This is a genomic window from Mesorhizobium sp. YC-39 (genome assembly GCF_025753795.1).
Lineage (GTDB): Bacteria > Pseudomonadota > Alphaproteobacteria > Rhizobiales > Rhizobiaceae > Mesorhizobium.
The window spans coordinates 467,246-483,081 of the sequence record NZ_JAOWPS010000004.1 but is presented as its reverse complement, the minus strand read 5'-3'; the positions used below and the strand labels follow the sequence as shown (position 1 = coordinate 483,081).

Annotated in this window: 14 protein-coding genes; 2 read left to right on the top strand and 12 right to left on the bottom strand. The window is 62.2% G+C overall.

What is annotated here, in order from left to right; all coding sequences use genetic code 11:
• From OHD62_RS23805 to OHD62_RS23795, 3 genes are all read right to left on the bottom strand, one after another.
• On the bottom strand, positions 1-183 hold the full coding sequence (locus OHD62_RS23805) for a hypothetical protein (protein WP_263787741.1): 183 nt from the start codon (positions 181-183) through the stop codon (positions 1-3).
• A gap of 10 nt (positions 184-193) precedes the next feature.
• Positions 194-3,364, bottom strand: a complete 3,171-nt coding sequence (locus tag OHD62_RS23800; RefSeq protein ID WP_263787739.1) for a hypothetical protein — start codon at positions 3,362-3,364, stop codon at positions 194-196.
• Positions 3,365-3,635: 271 nt separating this feature from the next.
• The gene (locus OHD62_RS23795; RefSeq protein ID WP_263787737.1) at positions 3,636-3,902 is read right to left on the bottom strand and encodes a hypothetical protein; all 267 of its coding nucleotides are present in this window, start codon (positions 3,900-3,902) and stop codon (positions 3,636-3,638) included.
• A 712-nt stretch (positions 3,903-4,614) separates the two neighbouring features.
• Between OHD62_RS23795 and OHD62_RS23790 the strand changes: the two genes are divergently transcribed.
• Together OHD62_RS23790 and OHD62_RS23785 are read left to right on the top strand one after the other, a co-directional pair.
• Positions 4,615-4,713 carry a putative RiPP precursor gene (locus OHD62_RS23790; RefSeq protein WP_263787735.1) on the top strand — a complete coding sequence of 33 codons (99 nt, stop codon included), beginning with the start codon at positions 4,615-4,617 and terminating at the stop codon, positions 4,711-4,713.
• Positions 4,714-4,805: 92 nt separating this feature from the next.
• Complete coding sequence (locus tag OHD62_RS23785) at positions 4,806-5,237, top strand: hypothetical protein (protein WP_263787733.1); 432 nt, start codon at positions 4,806-4,808, stop codon at positions 5,235-5,237.
• 44 nt (positions 5,238-5,281) lie between these two features.
• Here OHD62_RS23785 and OHD62_RS23780 read toward each other — a convergent pair whose 3' ends face one another.
• From OHD62_RS23780 to OHD62_RS23740, 9 genes are all read right to left on the bottom strand, one after another.
• Positions 5,282-5,722, bottom strand: coding sequence for a hypothetical protein (locus tag OHD62_RS23780; protein ID WP_263787731.1), 441 nt, complete (start codon positions 5,720-5,722; stop codon positions 5,282-5,284).
• Between the two features lie 7 nt (positions 5,723-5,729).
• Positions 5,730-8,252, bottom strand: a complete 2,523-nt coding sequence (locus OHD62_RS23775) for a hypothetical protein (protein WP_263787729.1) — start codon at positions 8,250-8,252, stop codon at positions 5,730-5,732.
• Complete coding sequence (locus tag OHD62_RS23770; protein ID WP_263787727.1) at positions 8,253-8,783, bottom strand: hypothetical protein; 531 nt, start codon at positions 8,781-8,783, stop codon at positions 8,253-8,255.
• Between the two features lie 2 nt (positions 8,784-8,785).
• Positions 8,786-9,442 (bottom strand): hypothetical protein, encoded by a 657-nt coding sequence (locus OHD62_RS23765; protein WP_263787726.1) that lies wholly within the window; start codon positions 9,440-9,442, stop codon positions 8,786-8,788.
• A gap of 198 nt (positions 9,443-9,640) precedes the next feature.
• Positions 9,641-12,112, bottom strand: coding sequence for a hypothetical protein (locus OHD62_RS23760; RefSeq protein ID WP_263787724.1), 2,472 nt, complete (start codon positions 12,110-12,112; stop codon positions 9,641-9,643).
• 64 nt (positions 12,113-12,176) lie between these two features.
• Entirely contained in the window at positions 12,177-12,770 is a 594-nt protein-coding gene (locus OHD62_RS23755; protein WP_263787722.1) for a hypothetical protein, read from the bottom strand.
• 281 nt (positions 12,771-13,051) lie between these two features.
• Complete coding sequence (locus tag OHD62_RS23750; protein ID WP_263787721.1) at positions 13,052-13,300, bottom strand: hypothetical protein; 249 nt, start codon at positions 13,298-13,300, stop codon at positions 13,052-13,054.
• Positions 13,301-13,705: 405 nt separating this feature from the next.
• Entirely contained in the window at positions 13,706-14,695 is a 990-nt protein-coding gene (locus OHD62_RS23745; protein ID WP_263787718.1) for a Coat protein, read from the bottom strand.
• A gap of 42 nt (positions 14,696-14,737) precedes the next feature.
• Entirely contained in the window at positions 14,738-15,649 is a 912-nt protein-coding gene (locus OHD62_RS23740) for a hypothetical protein (RefSeq protein ID WP_263787716.1), read from the bottom strand.
• Positions 15,650-15,836 lie beyond the last annotated feature (187 nt).

Sequence of the window (15,836 nt, the reverse complement as noted above, 5' to 3'; positions counted from 1 at the left end):
CTAGGCGCCGCCCCGCCAGACCTCAACGAGACCTTCAATATCGCCCTCTGGCACCGTGATTTCTTGGCTGAGCGCCGGGTCGATTGACTTGGCAATAATGATCTTGTCGCCGACCACTACCCAATCCTCGCCATCCGAAAGCTCGGTGATGATCTCGCCTTTGTATGAGATTGCGCGCGGCATTCCTGTCTCCTTAATCCAGCGTTTCTATGCCGATTTGCGCCATGGTGTCGTTGCCATTGACGCTAAGGTGAAGGCCATCTTGCAACAGCCCCAAATTAGTCCAGTCGAGCTTGTCGGAGCCGAACATTTTGATGTTGTTTTGCCTGTACAGTTTCCTTAGCGCACCGGCCGCGGGGTCGAAGGTGCGCCCATTCGAGTAAGACCCATCCCACGAAGATGTGATCCGCCAGATCGGAACGGCGAACATGGCGGGTGCCCCAGCCGCAACGAAGTCGTTGATTGCGGCCGTGGCATTGGCGACGATGGTGGTTGGGGCCAGTCCGAACTGGTCGTTAATCCCCAGTGCGAAAATCGGGACAGGCTTACCGCCGAAGGCAGAAGCCTGCTTGATGATCGAAGCGCGCCTCGCGGCATTGAACGACTGGAACTGGTAGCTGCCGTGCGCCGCTCGCATGGTGAGCAATCTCGGGCGCGAGCCAGCCGCCTTGGGACCAAGCCTGACTAGTCCGGTGATCTCCACAGGGCTGCCGGCTGCGGTGATTGTATAGGTGCCGCTCGCGGCCTGCCCAGTCGCAGTCGGACCACTATAGACGTCATGGGTAGACGCACCCGCCGCGTTTACCGTTTTGAACGCCGCCCCACCATTGTACTGAAAGGACAGGCTGCCAGCACTGGCTGCCTGCTCATAGAACACGTCCACCTGTTCATAGGCCCCGGTAAACGACATCGCCGCACCGGAAGCCAGGATCAGGCTTTCCCCAAGGGGTCCGGTCGAGCCGGTCGATACAGTCCCCGTAGTCGTCAGCCCATAGAAGCTCGGAACATAGGCGGAAGACGGCCGTAGCGCGGTCATGATCGGTTCGTCGGCTGCTATGTTTAGATTGGCGAACCGGATGAGCATGTTGAACCAGTGCTGACTTCCGGAAGTCAAACCGGTCGAGCCAAAGTGCGAAATACTATCTCCGACCAGAACCAACACGTCGTTCTCGGTGATGAACTCGGCCAAGGCTGAGCGCAGACCATCGTATAGGTTGGTGAGTTGCGGGCGCGGCGGGATGAAGAACCGCTCACCATTGACGACAGGCTTGCCCGGTCCCCATAAGCCGTTTCCGGTTGCCGGGATGGCAGTCAGCGCGAACGTACCGGGCGGCACGTATGGCTGCGGATGCGCAGCAGCGGCTGCGGCAAAAATTGCGGTCGCGTCAACGATGCCATTCGGATCAGCACCCGCCAGCAGGTTCATGCCGGTGTTCTGCGCACCACCACCCTTCGCCACCGCTACGTCTGCGACCAGCCCCGTCTTGATCGTGAATGACACCTCGAAACGGTGGGACGCCTGATCAATGACGGCAGCGCCGTTCGACAGGGCGCCCGATCTCACCCAGGCGCGGATACCGAGCGGGTTGCTGTTCGCCTGATACTTATAGCCGCCACCGCTGATAGCGGGATACTGACCGGCTCCAAGTGCAATCGCGACAGGAATGGAGGCCACACCATTGGACAGCACGATGGCCGTTGTGCTGATCACGTTGACTGTCGGTCCTGCTGCGATCTCCACAACATGGATGTTGGCCGCGCCACTAGCGGCAGCACCAACCCCGACCTCGGTGATGTAGCCGTCTGCCAAGGCAGGGGTCTGTAGAATCACGCTGTAGTTTGCAGGGGTGTCGGTCCCTGTGTTGACCAGGGACGGCCATCCAATATCAACGGCGGAACCTACCGTCTCGACAATAGCAGCCACAGAGCCATCGGCCCGGCGTGCCTTGGCCGTGATCTCACCTACGAGAACAGCCTGCCATTGGACGCCATTGTTCGTAGTGATGGTCTTCGCCGTATGGCTGGTAGGGATAGTCGAAGTGTGCCAGCGGGCTTCGCCATTGGGGATCGTGCCCGTAGTAAAATAAAGTGAGCCGCCCGCCGCCGGCTGAACACCGACCACGCATCCTGCTGGCTTGTAGATGTCCAGCCCTGAAATGGTGGACACGCCAGCGGGCGCACTAACCAGCTGTGTCGGAACACCGGCATCAGAGAGAGAGCCGTCGCCCTCCACCTTCGAAACCACGACGCGCAGCGTGCCAAGAGCAGACATCGCCACCGGCAACGCTGACACGTACTCATCTACTGCGGCCAGCGAGCCCGGCCAGTAATATACGTTCCCGCTCGCAACGCCGCCGGCACCGGTCAGGGGCGTCGGGCCAACCGTCCGCGAGTCGATCAGGGCTATGAGGGCCGCCGTCGCCGCCCTAATCCCCGTATCAACCGCCGCCGGTCCCACCGTCACATTGTGCAGCCCAAGCACGCCGGCTGACACCTCAGTCCAGAAGTACTCGCCGACATCGACATTCCGGCCCAAGACCACGGCCGCGCTTGCGCCGGTCAAACCCGCCGACGCCGCGAAGCTGAAGCTCGGCGCTACCGTGTAGGAACCGGGTGCGGTGATCAGGATCTGGGTTAGCGCGCCGCCCGCCACCACGAAGCGGCCGGCGGCGCCCGAACCGGTGCCGCCGGCAAACGCCAGGTCGAATGTGCCGTTGGTGCCACTGGCGCCCGCCGTTATCGCGCCGCTGCCGACCACCCCAAGACCGATCGCGGTCGCAACCGTCGGAAAGATGCCCTTGCCGTGTAAGGATGCGTCCCGCGCCGCCTGGGCGCTGGCCAGATTGGCCGCCGTGGTGATGACGTCAGCGGCGGTTTGTCCGGCATTGGCGGCAGAGGCGGACGCGCTGGCCGCTGCCTGGCCGGCGCTGGCCTCGACGGCATCCTTCAGCACCTGCGTTTCATCGCGCAGCGCTTCCACCTCATCGACCACGTGCAAGATGTCGGGCGGCAAGAATGCTGTAACGGCGATGGCGTCGGTGCCCACAACCGGCTCATTGACAGTGAATTCAAACACCCGGTCGGCATTTGCCGACCCGACCTGGACGTGAACCGTCGTTCCCTTCTGCAGCGTGCGGGCGGTGCGGGCGTCGGCGGCGCGGAACCATTCGCCCTCGCTTGCCGTATAGATGCCGTTTTGCGTCGGGTCGTCCTGGTCCTTGACCAGCACCCGGTCGCCGATTTCGGCCGGCACGCCATCGATGGTCTGCAGGCCATTGAGAATGATGTCGGCAGTGGTCGCCAGACGCACGGGTTCGCGTTCGCCGGTCAGAAGTCGAACGGCGGCAGTTGCGGGTCGGGCCATGAGGGCTTGCTCCATAAAAAAGCCTCGCGCGAGCGAGGCTGGAAGAATGTGGTTCTACTTCAAAGCGGACATGCGGCGTTGTCGGCTACCATCGACCGATCGAGGCAGGCGAAAGCGCGCAGATGTCGCATTCGGCATCGGCTTGACGCATCCGGACACGGTTCTGCGATGTAAGTCGATGCAATTATCTTCTGGATGGACGGTTTCGCCGACGCCGATCATATTGCGCAGGCACGCTGGCCGCGCAACGCCAAACCTTGACCGCTGCGACCTACCGCAATCCGCCAGCGAGCCTTTTTGTCCAATTTGCGGCTGTCAGCCCACATGCAATCCCGGCACAATCGGCAACCCAGTCAAATACACTCATATCGCGCCCTATCAGTTGCATGCCCTGAACAAGTTCGATCGCGGCGCCGGTAAGGACGAGAAGGACAATCAGCCTTGCCTTATGCTCCGGCCAGCCGAGGCTTCCGAGAGCCGTCAGCACGGCAAAGGCGGTGGCGTGGTTGAGCTTGTCGTGATCGAATGTGAACGCCATGCCGAACTCCTGCAAGAACCGCACTGGTGAAAGGGCGAGCAGGAGGACAAAGGCCAACGCGACCAGGAAAATGATCCTGGCCATGGTCGGAAAAGAGTCTGTGTGCAACAAGATACCGTCAATCCTTCATCTGAAAGGTCCGGCCTTCATGTGAAGGCCCGGATTGGCCAATGTATGGCGGATTCGCATCGCTTTGAAGCAGCGCGGCGGGCGAACTTCGGACCGGCCGCGCCAAGTTCCACGTCAAGCTACGCAATCCGCGCCTCCAGCGCTAGCCGCCACCTTGTTTGCTTTCGATGGACGGCAAGCACCGCGAAGCGGCAACGCTTCCAGTCAATGCCTTGGAATGTCGGCCGCGTAGCCTTGACTGGCTGCCAGCGGCAACGCCAGCTACGGAACGTAAGCTGCCGCTATCCCTTCCCTCGTTTCTATCGCCGGCAATAGCTGCGAAGCTGCCGGCCACGGACCCATCGGATGTCTCATAGTTGTGCGTATTCAGGATTTCGGCCGCGCCTCTTTCGAAGCAACCAACCTCGTCGTCACTCGTTGACCCATGCTGGCTCACTCCAGCTACTCCAGAACCTGCCCGTCCCGGTGGGCGCCGGGTCGGGCCTTTTTTGCTTTGGGCAAATGCTGCATAATTGCGGGCGAAGGGAACACAACCGCGGCGAGCGCGTTCGGTGTGTTGGTGGAACCCCTGCGGAGCCCTGCAATGAAGCGCATCTATAAGAAGCCGACGCTGGTGAAGCGCGAAAAACTCACCAGGCTGACCGCTCAGATCGTTGCGTCCGGGGTCGTATTGGGCGAGTGATTTTCCAGACTTTGCCAATCGGTCGCGCCAGACCCACATGTCTTGCGCCATGGTTCGATGCTGATCTCCGAGGGGGAGAAATGAGACACAGCGTGAAGGACGCGCAGCAGGACCAGACCGGGCAGCAGCCTCGTGATGCCTATCTCAATGCATTGGTGAAGTTTGCCGAGGGCAATCTTGAACTCGGCATGACGCTGTTCATACGCGGCACGGTCATCACCGGCACCATGATCAGCGGCAGGAAGTATTTTGAGGAGCTGAGCCGGCAGATGCGCAGTGCCTCTATACAAGGCTCCAGCGACCCTGCCGACCTGCAGGACGTTCTGGGCCGCGCCATGATGGACTTCGCCGACATGTATCCCAGGGCCGGTGAGGAGCCGGAGCCCGGGCGCCCGCCACCGAAGTTTCTGCACCTTCGCAACGCCAGGATTTTCCAGGCCGCGAACCACCTGCCATCAAATGGTCAGCTCATGCGGCTGCGGCTCGATGCGGTCGATGGCTATTTCATGGGAAATATTGAATAGGGCTGCGTACGCAACGGCTCTACTGGAATGGGCTCTCGCAAAGTTCAACGCTGCTCTTGCCGAACGTCGAACGGTTTGATGGTAGCGGACGGAAGACCTCGCTCATCAAACACATCGAAGACGCGCTCCGATAGGACGAGGTTCAGGTTCTTGGCGATGCCGAAGTCATCGTGACCCGCCTTCCCGTTCACCTTCAGCCACACGAAAGATGGAAGCTCTACGTCGGGCTGCTGTTCGCGAAAATCTTCGGACGTTGTGACTTCCACAGGGGCAAATGTCGCTCCGGTGAAGCCGATTTTTGACAATGCGTGCGCGGCTTCCTCCGTTACAAGGAAACATGGAAAGCTTGTGATAAGAACGTCACCGATCCATCCCTCCATCTGGTAAACAAGCTTGCTTACGATAGGAGGGTGGACGCTGGTATCCATGACAGTGCCGCGGGCCAATCCACCTGCCACATCGGGTAGAATGTCATAGTATCTCATCATTCACCTATTGGAGGATCGAACAAATGTCCGTACTTCTTGTCAATTTCGGCAACATAGTCAAGGACTTGCTGACGGGTAGCATGAGGGTGTCCCTTGTAAAAACTGTCCCATTCGTTCCGACCTTCTGATGCAGATTTATATCAAACTCTTTTCGGATTCCACGAAGATTCTCGATTGAATGCAGCTCTTCCTCTTTAAAAAGCCCGGGGTACCTGTCAAACACCCATTGCTCAACGGCATGATGCACCACATAGTCGCTTTTGTTGAGGCTAGAGTGCGTGTCGAAGAAGGTTTTTCGATAGTCCTTTGATTTCGCCCATCCAACCTTCGCTCCAGCATGTTTAATGGTGGATGAATCCCTGGCAAGCATCGCACCTAGTAGCGCGGTATCAAAGGCACTATCGGATATTTCACCGGCCCGCGTCCTCTGGCGAGGAGCTCGTGGCGAGACCGACCGGGCTAAGTCTTGTTGGAACCGAAAGGTTTCGGCGTCGACTCCGCGAATAAGCGCCTCGCCACCTTCGACAAACTCAGCCGGCCGCCTCGAAAATATTGAGAGTTTCTCTACCCAGGGCTTGGCAATCTTCCCGGCGGCGCGTTGCAGGGGCATGGCCGCCAACTTGCCGCTAGGAATTGCCCCTGCGACATTGAGCAGTGCTTCGCCGTAATTGCCTTCCAGCGCTGCGTTTCCAGCCTTTTCCAGTGCAAACGACGTCCCCAACGGTGTGAAGTCAGCCACCGAGACGCTGTCTTCGCCGAGCCCGTCGGAGCCCACGAGCTTTTGCGCGAGAAGACGCCACAGGCTCCCCCGCTCACTGTCGCCGGCTATCAACCTCCCGAGCCACTCTTGATTCGTCGGGATGTAGTTGGTGAGTTCCGCGTTTGCTCCCGATCGTCCTCGCTCGACAGTGTTGGCTAAATCGAGCAGCATCATCGGGTCGGCTACCGCTGCCCGGAGCGACCTGTTCGCGATGCTGTTGTCCATCTGGGACGCGCTGGTCTGAAGCAGGTGGCCGAGTACCGCTTCGCGTGCGGCTCTAGTGGGAAGCGCCGCCAACACATTGCGTAGCTCAGCGTCCTGGTCTTGCTGCGGCTGGGTCTTGTCTTTGAGTTTCCCGACAACGTGTTCTGCAACGGAGTTCGGCAGCGGCTGGATGGTCTCGAAGCCCAACTGCTGCTGGGCGGCGATAGAGCCGATGATTGCCACCTGATAGTCTTCCGGTTTCGACAGATTGTTCCAGGCGGCATCCAGGTTCGCGAATGCTTTGCGGACATAGCCGCCCGGATCGGTCTGCCTGGCCTTGAACGTCAGGTCCGCCGCGGTGGCGACGGCGTCGTGCCGCGCCTTGTCCTCTTCGGACGTTGAACTGTCTGCCGTGGGGTCGGCGTCCTTGACCATGGCTCGCACGGCGTTGTTCGACAGGTCGCGCATGCCGTGGAATTGACGACTAACGTCGATGGTCCTGTTGAACCCCTCGAAACGCCTCGCACCTTCGGTGGCGCCATAGAGAGCGGCGAACTGTTCCGGCGTTGGGATCGGGCCGGAATAGATTCCAGTATCCCTGATGGCGGCCGGCGCATTCTGCTCGGCCAGGCCAATGCTAGTGCGTGTTTCGACTTGCCGTGTCGCGTCGGCGGCTCGAGCCTGCTGAGCCAACGCTGGCCGGTCTTCGGGTGCAATGTCATCCCGGAACGCCTGCGCCACCATTTCATCCGGCGTGAGCTTGCCGACGCGATCGCCTTTCGTGACCGCCCCGGTTTCCTTCGCCGGCAAAGCGGTGTCCATTGCTGCGCGAACGGTTTCGCCCATGCCGTCGGCTGCGACCGGCGCCGCGCCCAGCATCTCGGCGGCGCGCTTCGGGTCCTGGGCAATCATTGCCTGGACAAGCGCCTTGGCCGTGTTGCTGCGCCAGGCCATCTCGGCCGCTTGCCGGGCAAGCGGGTTGCTGATCTTGCCGATGAAGTCGAAGCCGTTTTGCCGGATCGCTTCGAAGGTCTTGGTATCGTTCGGGTCGCTTTTCGCGATGGAGCCAGTGTAGAAGTTATCGACCTTGGTCCATTCGGCCTGCTCATACTCGTCGCGGCGCGCCTGCTGCCTGGCGGCCATGCGCTCCGAGCCGGCCGCACGCAGGACTTCCTTCTGCCGGGTGAAATTGGCGCGCTGGCTCTCGGGGACTTTCGGCAGAGTGCTGTCGAAGAGCTCATCGAACAGGCCTGATTTAATCACCCGGCCCGTGCGCGGATCGACCTGGCCATACATGGCGTCGTGCAAGCCGCTGCCGTCGGCCGGCGCATTCTGCACCGCCTCGTCTTCGGCTTGCGCGATCTGTCCTTTCAAGCGCCGTCGGACGATCTCGGCGTCGAACGCCTCCTGCTGTTCCTTCCGCTGCTTGTAGCGCTCGGCGACGGCGGAAAGCTCGTCGCCAAAGTTCTGCATGGCTTCACCCACCGGAGAGCCGGCTGGGTATTGCACCACGGCGCCGCCATCGAGCCGGCGCTGCGCAAGCTGGAGAGGGATAGTCGCCATTTAGGTGTTTCCTGCCCAAGAAGCTCTGATGGCCGAGCTGCCGAAAATCACGGCCCGGCTCGGCACCGCACTGGCTGTTGCGCTTGGGTCCGTCGCCTTCGTCGGGTCGTAGATTTTGGAGAAGCCGCCAACCAGGGCATTGCCTGCGTTGAAGATCGAGGCGGTTACCTTTTGCCTACCGGAAAAGCGCGAGTTCGCGGCTTGCGTGCTGAGGCTGTTCTGGCGAAGTTGCGAGCCGTACTGGATCGCCTTGAGGTCGAGCTGGCCCTGCCTGGCATTGGCCGCCAACACCTCGGTCGGCGAGCCGGCAATGCCGACACCCGAGGCGCCGGCCTGGGCGCGCGCCTGCGCCTGCAGAAGATCTTGCTTGTGGCGCTCCTGGCTCTGCTCGAAGGCGGCACTTTGCCTGTCGGCCTGCGCCTGCTGCTCATAGGCCTTGGCCTGATAGTCGGCCATTTGCTTCGACTGCTGGCCCTCAACCAGCGCGCCGCCGACCGAAAGAGCAGTGCCGAGAAGGGCAAGTGTGCACATGGTCAGCCTCGCTCGCCGGCGGGAATGAATTTGCTCTTGACGCCCTCGACCGGCGCGCCGAGCGCCGGGCGCGGGTCGAGCGCGCCGCCGGGGCTGAGGAAGGAGAGCAAAAGCCTGTCGGCCTGGATCGCTGGGCGGCTGAGGCGAGCGGGTGCGGCAGCCCGCCCGCCGCCCATGGCGGCGCGGCGGGTGGCGGTCAGGTTGACCTTCAGGTCGGCAACGCCGGCGGCGTCGAACAGGCCATTGGCGGTGGTGACGGCGCGATTGAGCGCATCCGCCTCGAACAGTTCCTGGCGCAGTTGCTCGATCAGCCGGTGGACATTCTTCCAACGCTCGCCGAGCGCAGCGGCCTTGGTCGTGATCTCCTCGCCAAGTGCCGCAACGCTGGCGCGGGCTTCGCGCTCGGCAGCGGCGGCGCGGCGCTTGTCGGCGCCCGCGATGGTCTTTTCGATGAGCGCGATCGTTTCGTTGCAATCATCGTGCATGGCCCGCACGGCCGCCAGATCGCCGTCTCCGAAGATCGCGCGGTCCTCGGCCTGTTGCAGTTCCTGCCTGCGGGCAATGGCGTTGATGAGGTCGGTGTCGAGCAAGGCGATGACAGCGGCGAAATCGGCAGCCGTCCGCGCCCTGCCGAGGTCTTCGGCATGGGTGTGGGTCACGGGGAGGTTTCCTTGGTGGGGTGAAGAGCTAATCTCCCCCCTCGAGGGGGAGATGGCCGGCAGGCCAGAGGGGGTCGTCTCGCGTAAAGCGCCGGCATCCTCTGTCCGCGATAAGGGGCCGCGTCAGGACGTGCCGACCCCCTCTGTCGCCTTCGGCGACATCTCCCCCTCGAGGGGGGAGATTAGCGACGCCTCGCCCTAAGGCTCGGCATCGAACACCGGCGTGAACGCGCGGATCGTGCAGGGCGTCGGATTGATGTGGCGAATGCGCACCCTGCCCTGCCCTTCCCAGCTATCGTCGATCGGCACCTCGACATTGCCGGTGAAGAGATCGGCCTTGCCATCGGGTGCGACGATGCTGGGCATGCGCACCTTCTCCCAGCGGCCACGCACAAGCGACTGCACTTCGAGCCCGGTGGTGTCGGTTTCCAGCAACGACATCATCACCTTGGCGACCTTCTTGCGGCGGCCGATGATGGACCCGTCGCGGCCGCCGACATCGAGCTCCAGCGTGTCGGCTTGCGCCTGATAGGCAAGTCCGACCTGCCATCTGGCGGCGGTGGCGCCGCCGGGCAACGTCACCTGGCCGGAGGTCACGACAAGACCCTTGTACACCTTGCCGCCGGCCAGCACGTCGACGCTCTCGCCGTCGAGATGATCGAGCCCGGAGACGACGTTGACGGCGGCGCCCGAATAGGAGAGCCCGCAATCGACCTGAAAGGCGTCGTCGAGCCCGCCATATTCGAAGGGCGGCGTCATGATCTCGATGGTGCGTTTCGTCACGCCCGCGATGCTGCGTTTGACGAACAGCCAGATGTCGTCGACACCGTTGCGGCCGGGCGTCACCACGACGCTTTCGACGATCGCCCAATTTGTGTCAGCAGGGGCCGAGCCCGCGAAGCCGCCGCCGAGGCGATGCCGGTGCATGCCGCGCACCTCCTGGCTTGGCTGATGCGTGTAGCCGCCGAGTTCACCGTTCTCGAGCGGAAACCACAACACCGGATCGGGATCGGTCTGGAAGGCCAGTTCGACCACGCCCTGCTTGGGGATGTGCTCCGAAATCTGGCCGATGTCGTCGGACGAGAACTTGCCGGCCGAGGTCTGCGTCAGTTCGGCGATCGAGCGGCGCGAGCGTGTGACATAGAGGAACGATTGCCCGGCATCGACCGGGCGGATGCGGGCGCAGCCGAAGGTGCGCGAGCGCCGGTTCTTGAACGAGGACGGCGTCAGCGCCTCGTCGATGCCCGAACCGGACAGCGCCCTGATGCCGCCCGAGGTGCCGATCAAAAGCGCGCCGTCGGAATCGGCGATCCAGACGATGTCGTTGGCCTGGCCGCCGCCGGCCTGGACGAACTCCAGCGCATCGTCGTCCTTCTCGCCCAGCGCAAAATTGTCGAAGTCGCCGGTCGCCGAGGCATAGACCGAGAATTTGCGGCTGAAGGCCAGCCGTTCCTCGTAGAGCGAGCCCGTCTCGACATACTTGCCGGGCACGAAAGTGCCGAGCCGCCAGCGCGTGATCGGGCTCAGATCGGGCAGAGCAAAACCATAGAGCTGGATTGTCACGACCGTTGGGCTGACACGGGAGATGATCTTTGCCCAGCGCCAACGTCCGTCCGAACCGAGAAGGCGCACCGCCCGGCCGACATCGCTGGTTTGGAAGCCGGTATCGTCGTTGATGCCGACGATCGAAGAAGCCGTGAGATTGAACGGCGCCTGACTGGCCGCCGCCTTGTTCATCGTCACTTCGGCGAATTGGGACGAAGTATTTCCGTTGACGCTAAGCCAGCGAAAGCGATGGTATTCGTAGGGCGTCTTGTTGAAGAAATCATAGAACCGCGCTTCGCCACCGGTCCAACCGCTCTCCCCCTGACGGCTGTCGATGGTCGTCCATGTCGAGCCATCGTTCGAGCCTTCAATCTTCCATGCGACCGGCTGGCGGTCTACGCGCGTTCCGTCGGTCGTGGTGACGGTATAGCGATCCACGATGGCCTGGGCGCCGCCGGGCAGTTGATATCCGATAAAACCAGCCGTGATGTTGTCGAAGAAAACGTCAGTGCCGCTATTCTTGTCAAAAGCCTGCCATGCGCTGGACGACCCGCCGGTCGATGTAACAGTGCCGGATGGCGAGGTCAGCCCAGCCATGTCCGGTGTCAGTGAACCGTAGTCGGCTGGCGTTAGTGTCGTCGAGGTATCGTTGATGTCATCATAGGGGCCGTCCTCAAAGGGATAGTCGTTCAGCGTCCATGTCGTATGCGCGCTACGCGTCAGCACCTTCGGCGGGTAGTTCCTGTGGGTGATCCACATTTGGTCGGCCGACTGCACATAGGCGAGGTCGAACAGGTCCGCCTCCAGATAGGGTGATGCCACCTCCACCGTGCCAACGCGGGCGCCATAGGCATAGACGCGGATGTACTGGTCGCCGAACTCCAGGCAATAGGCCTGCTCGGACGAGAAGATGAACGGGATGCCGCGTGTTGTCTTCGCCGCGTTCTTGACTTCGCCGACGAAGACCGTGCCGCCGCGTTTCCTGATGCCGCCATGCGGCAGCGTGACGAAGTTCTCGCATTTGGCGAGCGCCGCCCGATAAAGATCGAGCGAGGCGCGCGCGTGCAGGCGCGGCGAGATCTCGCCGCGGGTGAAGACATCCTGGACCGGATAGAGCGTCGTCATCAGCGAAAGTCCCTCAAAGCATGTCTCCCCGTGCGCAGTGGTTTCGGGTCAAAGACATGCGCAATCAAAAACGAAAGTCGCCACGCTGCTGCGACCATGAGGCGGTGTAGAACCGGCCGCCGCGCTGGATGGCGTTTGCCGTGAAGGCGGCGTCCAGCGCCCGGTCATAGGCTGAGCGGGCGATATCGATCATGCCGGACTTGTGGGTCAGCGGATGCGCGATCTTGATGGCGAGTGCCGCGACCAGCACCTCGCTGAACAGCGCGTCCCAGTCGTTGGGATCGGTGAGGTTGGCGACGTAGCGGATAAGGCGTGGGCCGGGCTGGTCGCAGTAGATCAGCCCGGCCTCCTGCCGCCAGGAGATCGGCACGCCGTCCGGCTCGCCATTGTGTGTCAAAGGCAAAGGCCGCAGGCAGTCCACGGGCAGTTCATAGGCAAAGTTCAGGGTACCCGCACCGCCGCCGGTGTCGGCGCCGGCGACGGACGCCGACAGGATGGCAAACACCCAGGCGTGCTTGGTCAGTTCCGCTTCGCGCGTCAGGTCGAAATGCAGATTGAGCAGCCGCGCTGGTTTGACATCCTGGTCGAGGCTGTCGATCGGCGCCTCGTCGAGGACGGCGAGCGCCATGTTGGCGATGTCGAGCGGGATAATGGCCATGGCGTCAGGCCTCCGTCGGCGCGGTTGATCGGGCAAAGCAGGGCATGGTGCCTCCACGGCAAAAAGCCGCTTCGAAGCGGCTGGAAGTCTGGTGATTTATGTTTGGCGAAAGGTTCGCACATCACGTGCGCGACCTGTTACGGTGCCGGCCACGACCGGGAAACGGGTGGTGGCGCGCTGCTATCCATTCGAGAAGGGAAGACGATAACGCTCTGATTTATTGCAGTTTCATCACATCGCCACGCGACGCCGCGACAGCTGGTGCCTGGAACCCAGCGGTGTCAGTCGGTGCGTGCGCCCGTCGAGTTCCGCCGCTTTTCCCTGGATTTGGCAGGGGGGCTTGATTGCGGCCCTTCGGCACGTTTGGCCATCGCCAAACCCTTGTCCAGCGCCTCCTGCAGGCTTGTCGTGTAATAGGCGGTATGTTCCGCACCGTTGAGGAAGTTTATGCGGTGGATTTCCCCCTTCTTGCGTATGGAAATGCCCGCCTTTCGAAGCCTTGCCTGAACGGTCTTGTACGTCAAATTCATGGTTAACCCCTGCCGAGACAAGGCAGCATCGCCGTTCTTTGTAACTGGCCGGTGCCGGCAATTGATCAACGTGCAACAGGAATAATGTGGCAAGCTCCAAACTTCGTTTCACGCCGGCGCAGCCCAGGGCGTGCGTTTGGGATTCGCCACATCGGCGGGGCCTAGCTCCATCGAGCTAATTGAATGGAGAGCCAAACATGTCCACACTCGCACTTACCGAAAGCCCAGCGAACGCCTGCTGATATTGCTTTCGGCCTGTTTGCCGGCATCAGTCCTAACCCCGACGCCGGTCGGTAAACACAGGCGGACCCACTTGTCCCTCGGGTCCGCCTTTTTTTTGAAAGGCATTGCAACTGCCTCATGCGCAGGGCGGAACGCCGACAGTTCCCCCTCGCTTTCGCCCGCTCAGGCCTCGGTCGTCTTCAGCGCGATGAACGTCATGTTCTTGACGCTGGAGGCCGTGCGGTCCCAGTTCGCCGCCAGCGCCAGTTCCGCATCGGTGGCGAATTCACCGGCCGAGGAGGCGTCGAGGAAGCGGGTGCCCGGCACATGCGGTACGAAGTGCCGGCGGCCGACCATTTCGGTGACGCCGCCGCCATGGCCCTGGCGTGGCTTGCGGTCGAACTCCAGCGGGCCGCCTTCGGTGTTGACCGGCAGCTCGTTCCACAGGATCGCCTTGTCCTTGAACATGAAGGCGATATAGACGCCCGCGGCCACCGGGATGTCGTCGTCGACGACAGCCCTGAGCCCCATATAATAGGGGATCAGCGGCCCGCCCTGCTCCGACGACGGCACGTAATCGATGAGGTCGGCGAGCTTCAGCGCCTTCATCTGCTTGGAGTGCATCCAGATCGTCTTGAACTTGTCGGCGCGGTCGCCCATCAGATAAGCGGCCTCGATGATGTCGGTGTCGACGATGGAGGCGCCGGTGGTGCGCACCAGATCGCCGCCATCGTTGGCGATGTTGTCCGCGACGATGCCTTTCAGGATGCCGAGCAGGGTCAGCTTGTTGGCGCGCTGCCAATATTCGGTCTGGCGGCGCACAATCAGCTTCTGCGGATCGTCGCCGGCCAGGATCGAGGTCAGGTCCGGAACGCCCCACGCCTGGGCGCGGACATTGCGGGCGGCGACCTCGCGGCGCGAGCCGATCTTCTTCATTTCAATGGAGTCTGCCGGGTCGTCATTGACCGGTTCGGAAGGGTCGTTGCCGAGATCCTTCCAGCCGGGCATGTCGACGGAGCGGCCGCCCATCGAGAGTTTCGAGGCGATGGACGGGTCGGAAAACAGGATTCCGGCCTGGTAAATCTCGAGCGACTGGACATGTTCCTCGAACGAGTACTGTGCATAAACGGACGGAACGATCGCGTCCGCGATACGGGTATAGGCGTCTGCCATTTTGTCTTTCCTTCAGGGTTGATTGGCGGCGAACTGTTGGAGTCAGAGAGGATTATTCGGCATCCACAGGTCCGGGTTCTCACCGGCCTCGCGTGCCAGCCGCCGGGCGCGGGCGGGGTCGCTTTTGACGAGGGCTGAAATCGCCGAAATGTTGCGTTCGCCGGCGGCGTTGCGCTTGAAGGGATTCTGCCCCCTTGGCACACTGTCGGCGTCGATCGTGTCTTCCCGGAACATCGCCTCGCCGATGGCGTGGAACGCCTTGGCGATCTGCGGATCGGTCAAGGCCCCGTCAGGCAGAAGGATGCCCTTCGCCTTGTAGGCATCGACCAGGCCGAGCTTCTTCATCGCCCGGTTGGCGACTTCGAGCTTCTGGCGAAAGCCATCGCTGTCGGTCGGTCCCCAGTCCCTCACGAGATCGTCGTGAGTGGCCTCGACCGAGCGGGCAAGCGCGATCTCCTGGCGTGCGGCCTGCTCGGCCATGTAGCCGACGAAACGGTCGTGATAGGCCTGCGCCACCTTCGGCGTGGCGCCGGCTTCGACCGCCCAGGCCTTGGACGCATTGGCGAGTTCGTCCGAATAGGCAAAGTTCTCGGGCAACCCTTCCGGGCGCCTGTACTCGACCTTGTCGGGCGATGTCAGCGGACGCATCGCCTCGGGCAGCCGGGCATGGAATCTGTCCCAGTCTTCCCGAGATGCGTCCGCAGCGGGAACGCGCAGGCTCTCGCCCTGCTGCCGCTCCAGCTCGGCATAGGATGTGAAAACCCGATCGAGGTTTTCCGGCTTGGTCCAGCCCTTGGCTTCAGCGAGCTTGCGGTTGCCTTCGGAAAGACCGTCAAACCAACTTTGGCCGGCCGGCGGGGCGGACCCATTGTCCCCGTTGGCCGGTGGCCGTACTGGGTTGCCCGCAGGCGGCAAATGCGTCGCCACGGACCCGGTGTCTGCCAGATCTGTCATGAGATGTTTCCTTTGTGTTGAGGTTCTAAAGGCCGATGCTGGGAGCCGGCGGCGAGGCTTGGTATCTCCCCCTTGAGGGGGAGATGGCCGGCAGGCCAGAGGGGGTACCAGCGCGTGGAGCGCCGGCCTCATCTGTCGCCGGAGGAGGGTTGCGCCCGGTCGAACCGCCCCCCTCTGTCGCCTTCGG

Excerpts from the sequence above, each read along its gene's own strand:
- OHD62_RS23805 (WP_263787741.1), bottom strand. The coding sequence starts at position 183 with ATGCCGCGCGCAATCTCATACAAAGGCGAGATCATCACCGAGCTTTCG.
- OHD62_RS23800 (WP_263787739.1), bottom strand. The coding sequence starts at position 3,364 with ATGGCCCGACCCGCAACTGCCGCCGTTCGACTTCTGACCGGCGAACGC.
- OHD62_RS23795 (WP_263787737.1), bottom strand. The coding sequence starts at position 3,902 with ATGGCGTTCACATTCGATCACGACAAGCTCAACCACGCCACCGCCTTT.
- OHD62_RS23790 (WP_263787735.1), top strand. The coding sequence starts at position 4,615 with ATGAAGCGCATCTATAAGAAGCCGACGCTGGTGAAGCGCGAAAAACTC.
- OHD62_RS23780 (WP_263787731.1), bottom strand. The coding sequence starts at position 5,722 with ATGAGATACTATGACATTCTACCCGATGTGGCAGGTGGATTGGCCCGC.
- OHD62_RS23775 (WP_263787729.1), bottom strand. The coding sequence starts at position 8,252 with ATGGCGACTATCCCTCTCCAGCTTGCGCAGCGCCGGCTCGATGGCGGC.
- OHD62_RS23770 (WP_263787727.1), bottom strand. The coding sequence starts at position 8,783 with ATGTGCACACTTGCCCTTCTCGGCACTGCTCTTTCGGTCGGCGGCGCG.
- OHD62_RS23760 (WP_263787724.1), bottom strand. The coding sequence starts at position 12,112 with ATGACGACGCTCTATCCGGTCCAGGATGTCTTCACCCGCGGCGAGATC.
- OHD62_RS23755 (WP_263787722.1), bottom strand. The coding sequence starts at position 12,770 with ATGGCCATTATCCCGCTCGACATCGCCAACATGGCGCTCGCCGTCCTC.
- OHD62_RS23750 (WP_263787721.1), bottom strand. The coding sequence starts at position 13,300 with ATGAATTTGACGTACAAGACCGTTCAGGCAAGGCTTCGAAAGGCGGGC.
- OHD62_RS23745 (WP_263787718.1), bottom strand. The coding sequence starts at position 14,695 with ATGGCAGACGCCTATACCCGTATCGCGGACGCGATCGTTCCGTCCGTT.
- OHD62_RS23740 (WP_263787716.1), bottom strand. The coding sequence starts at position 15,649 with ATGACAGATCTGGCAGACACCGGGTCCGTGGCGACGCATTTGCCGCCT.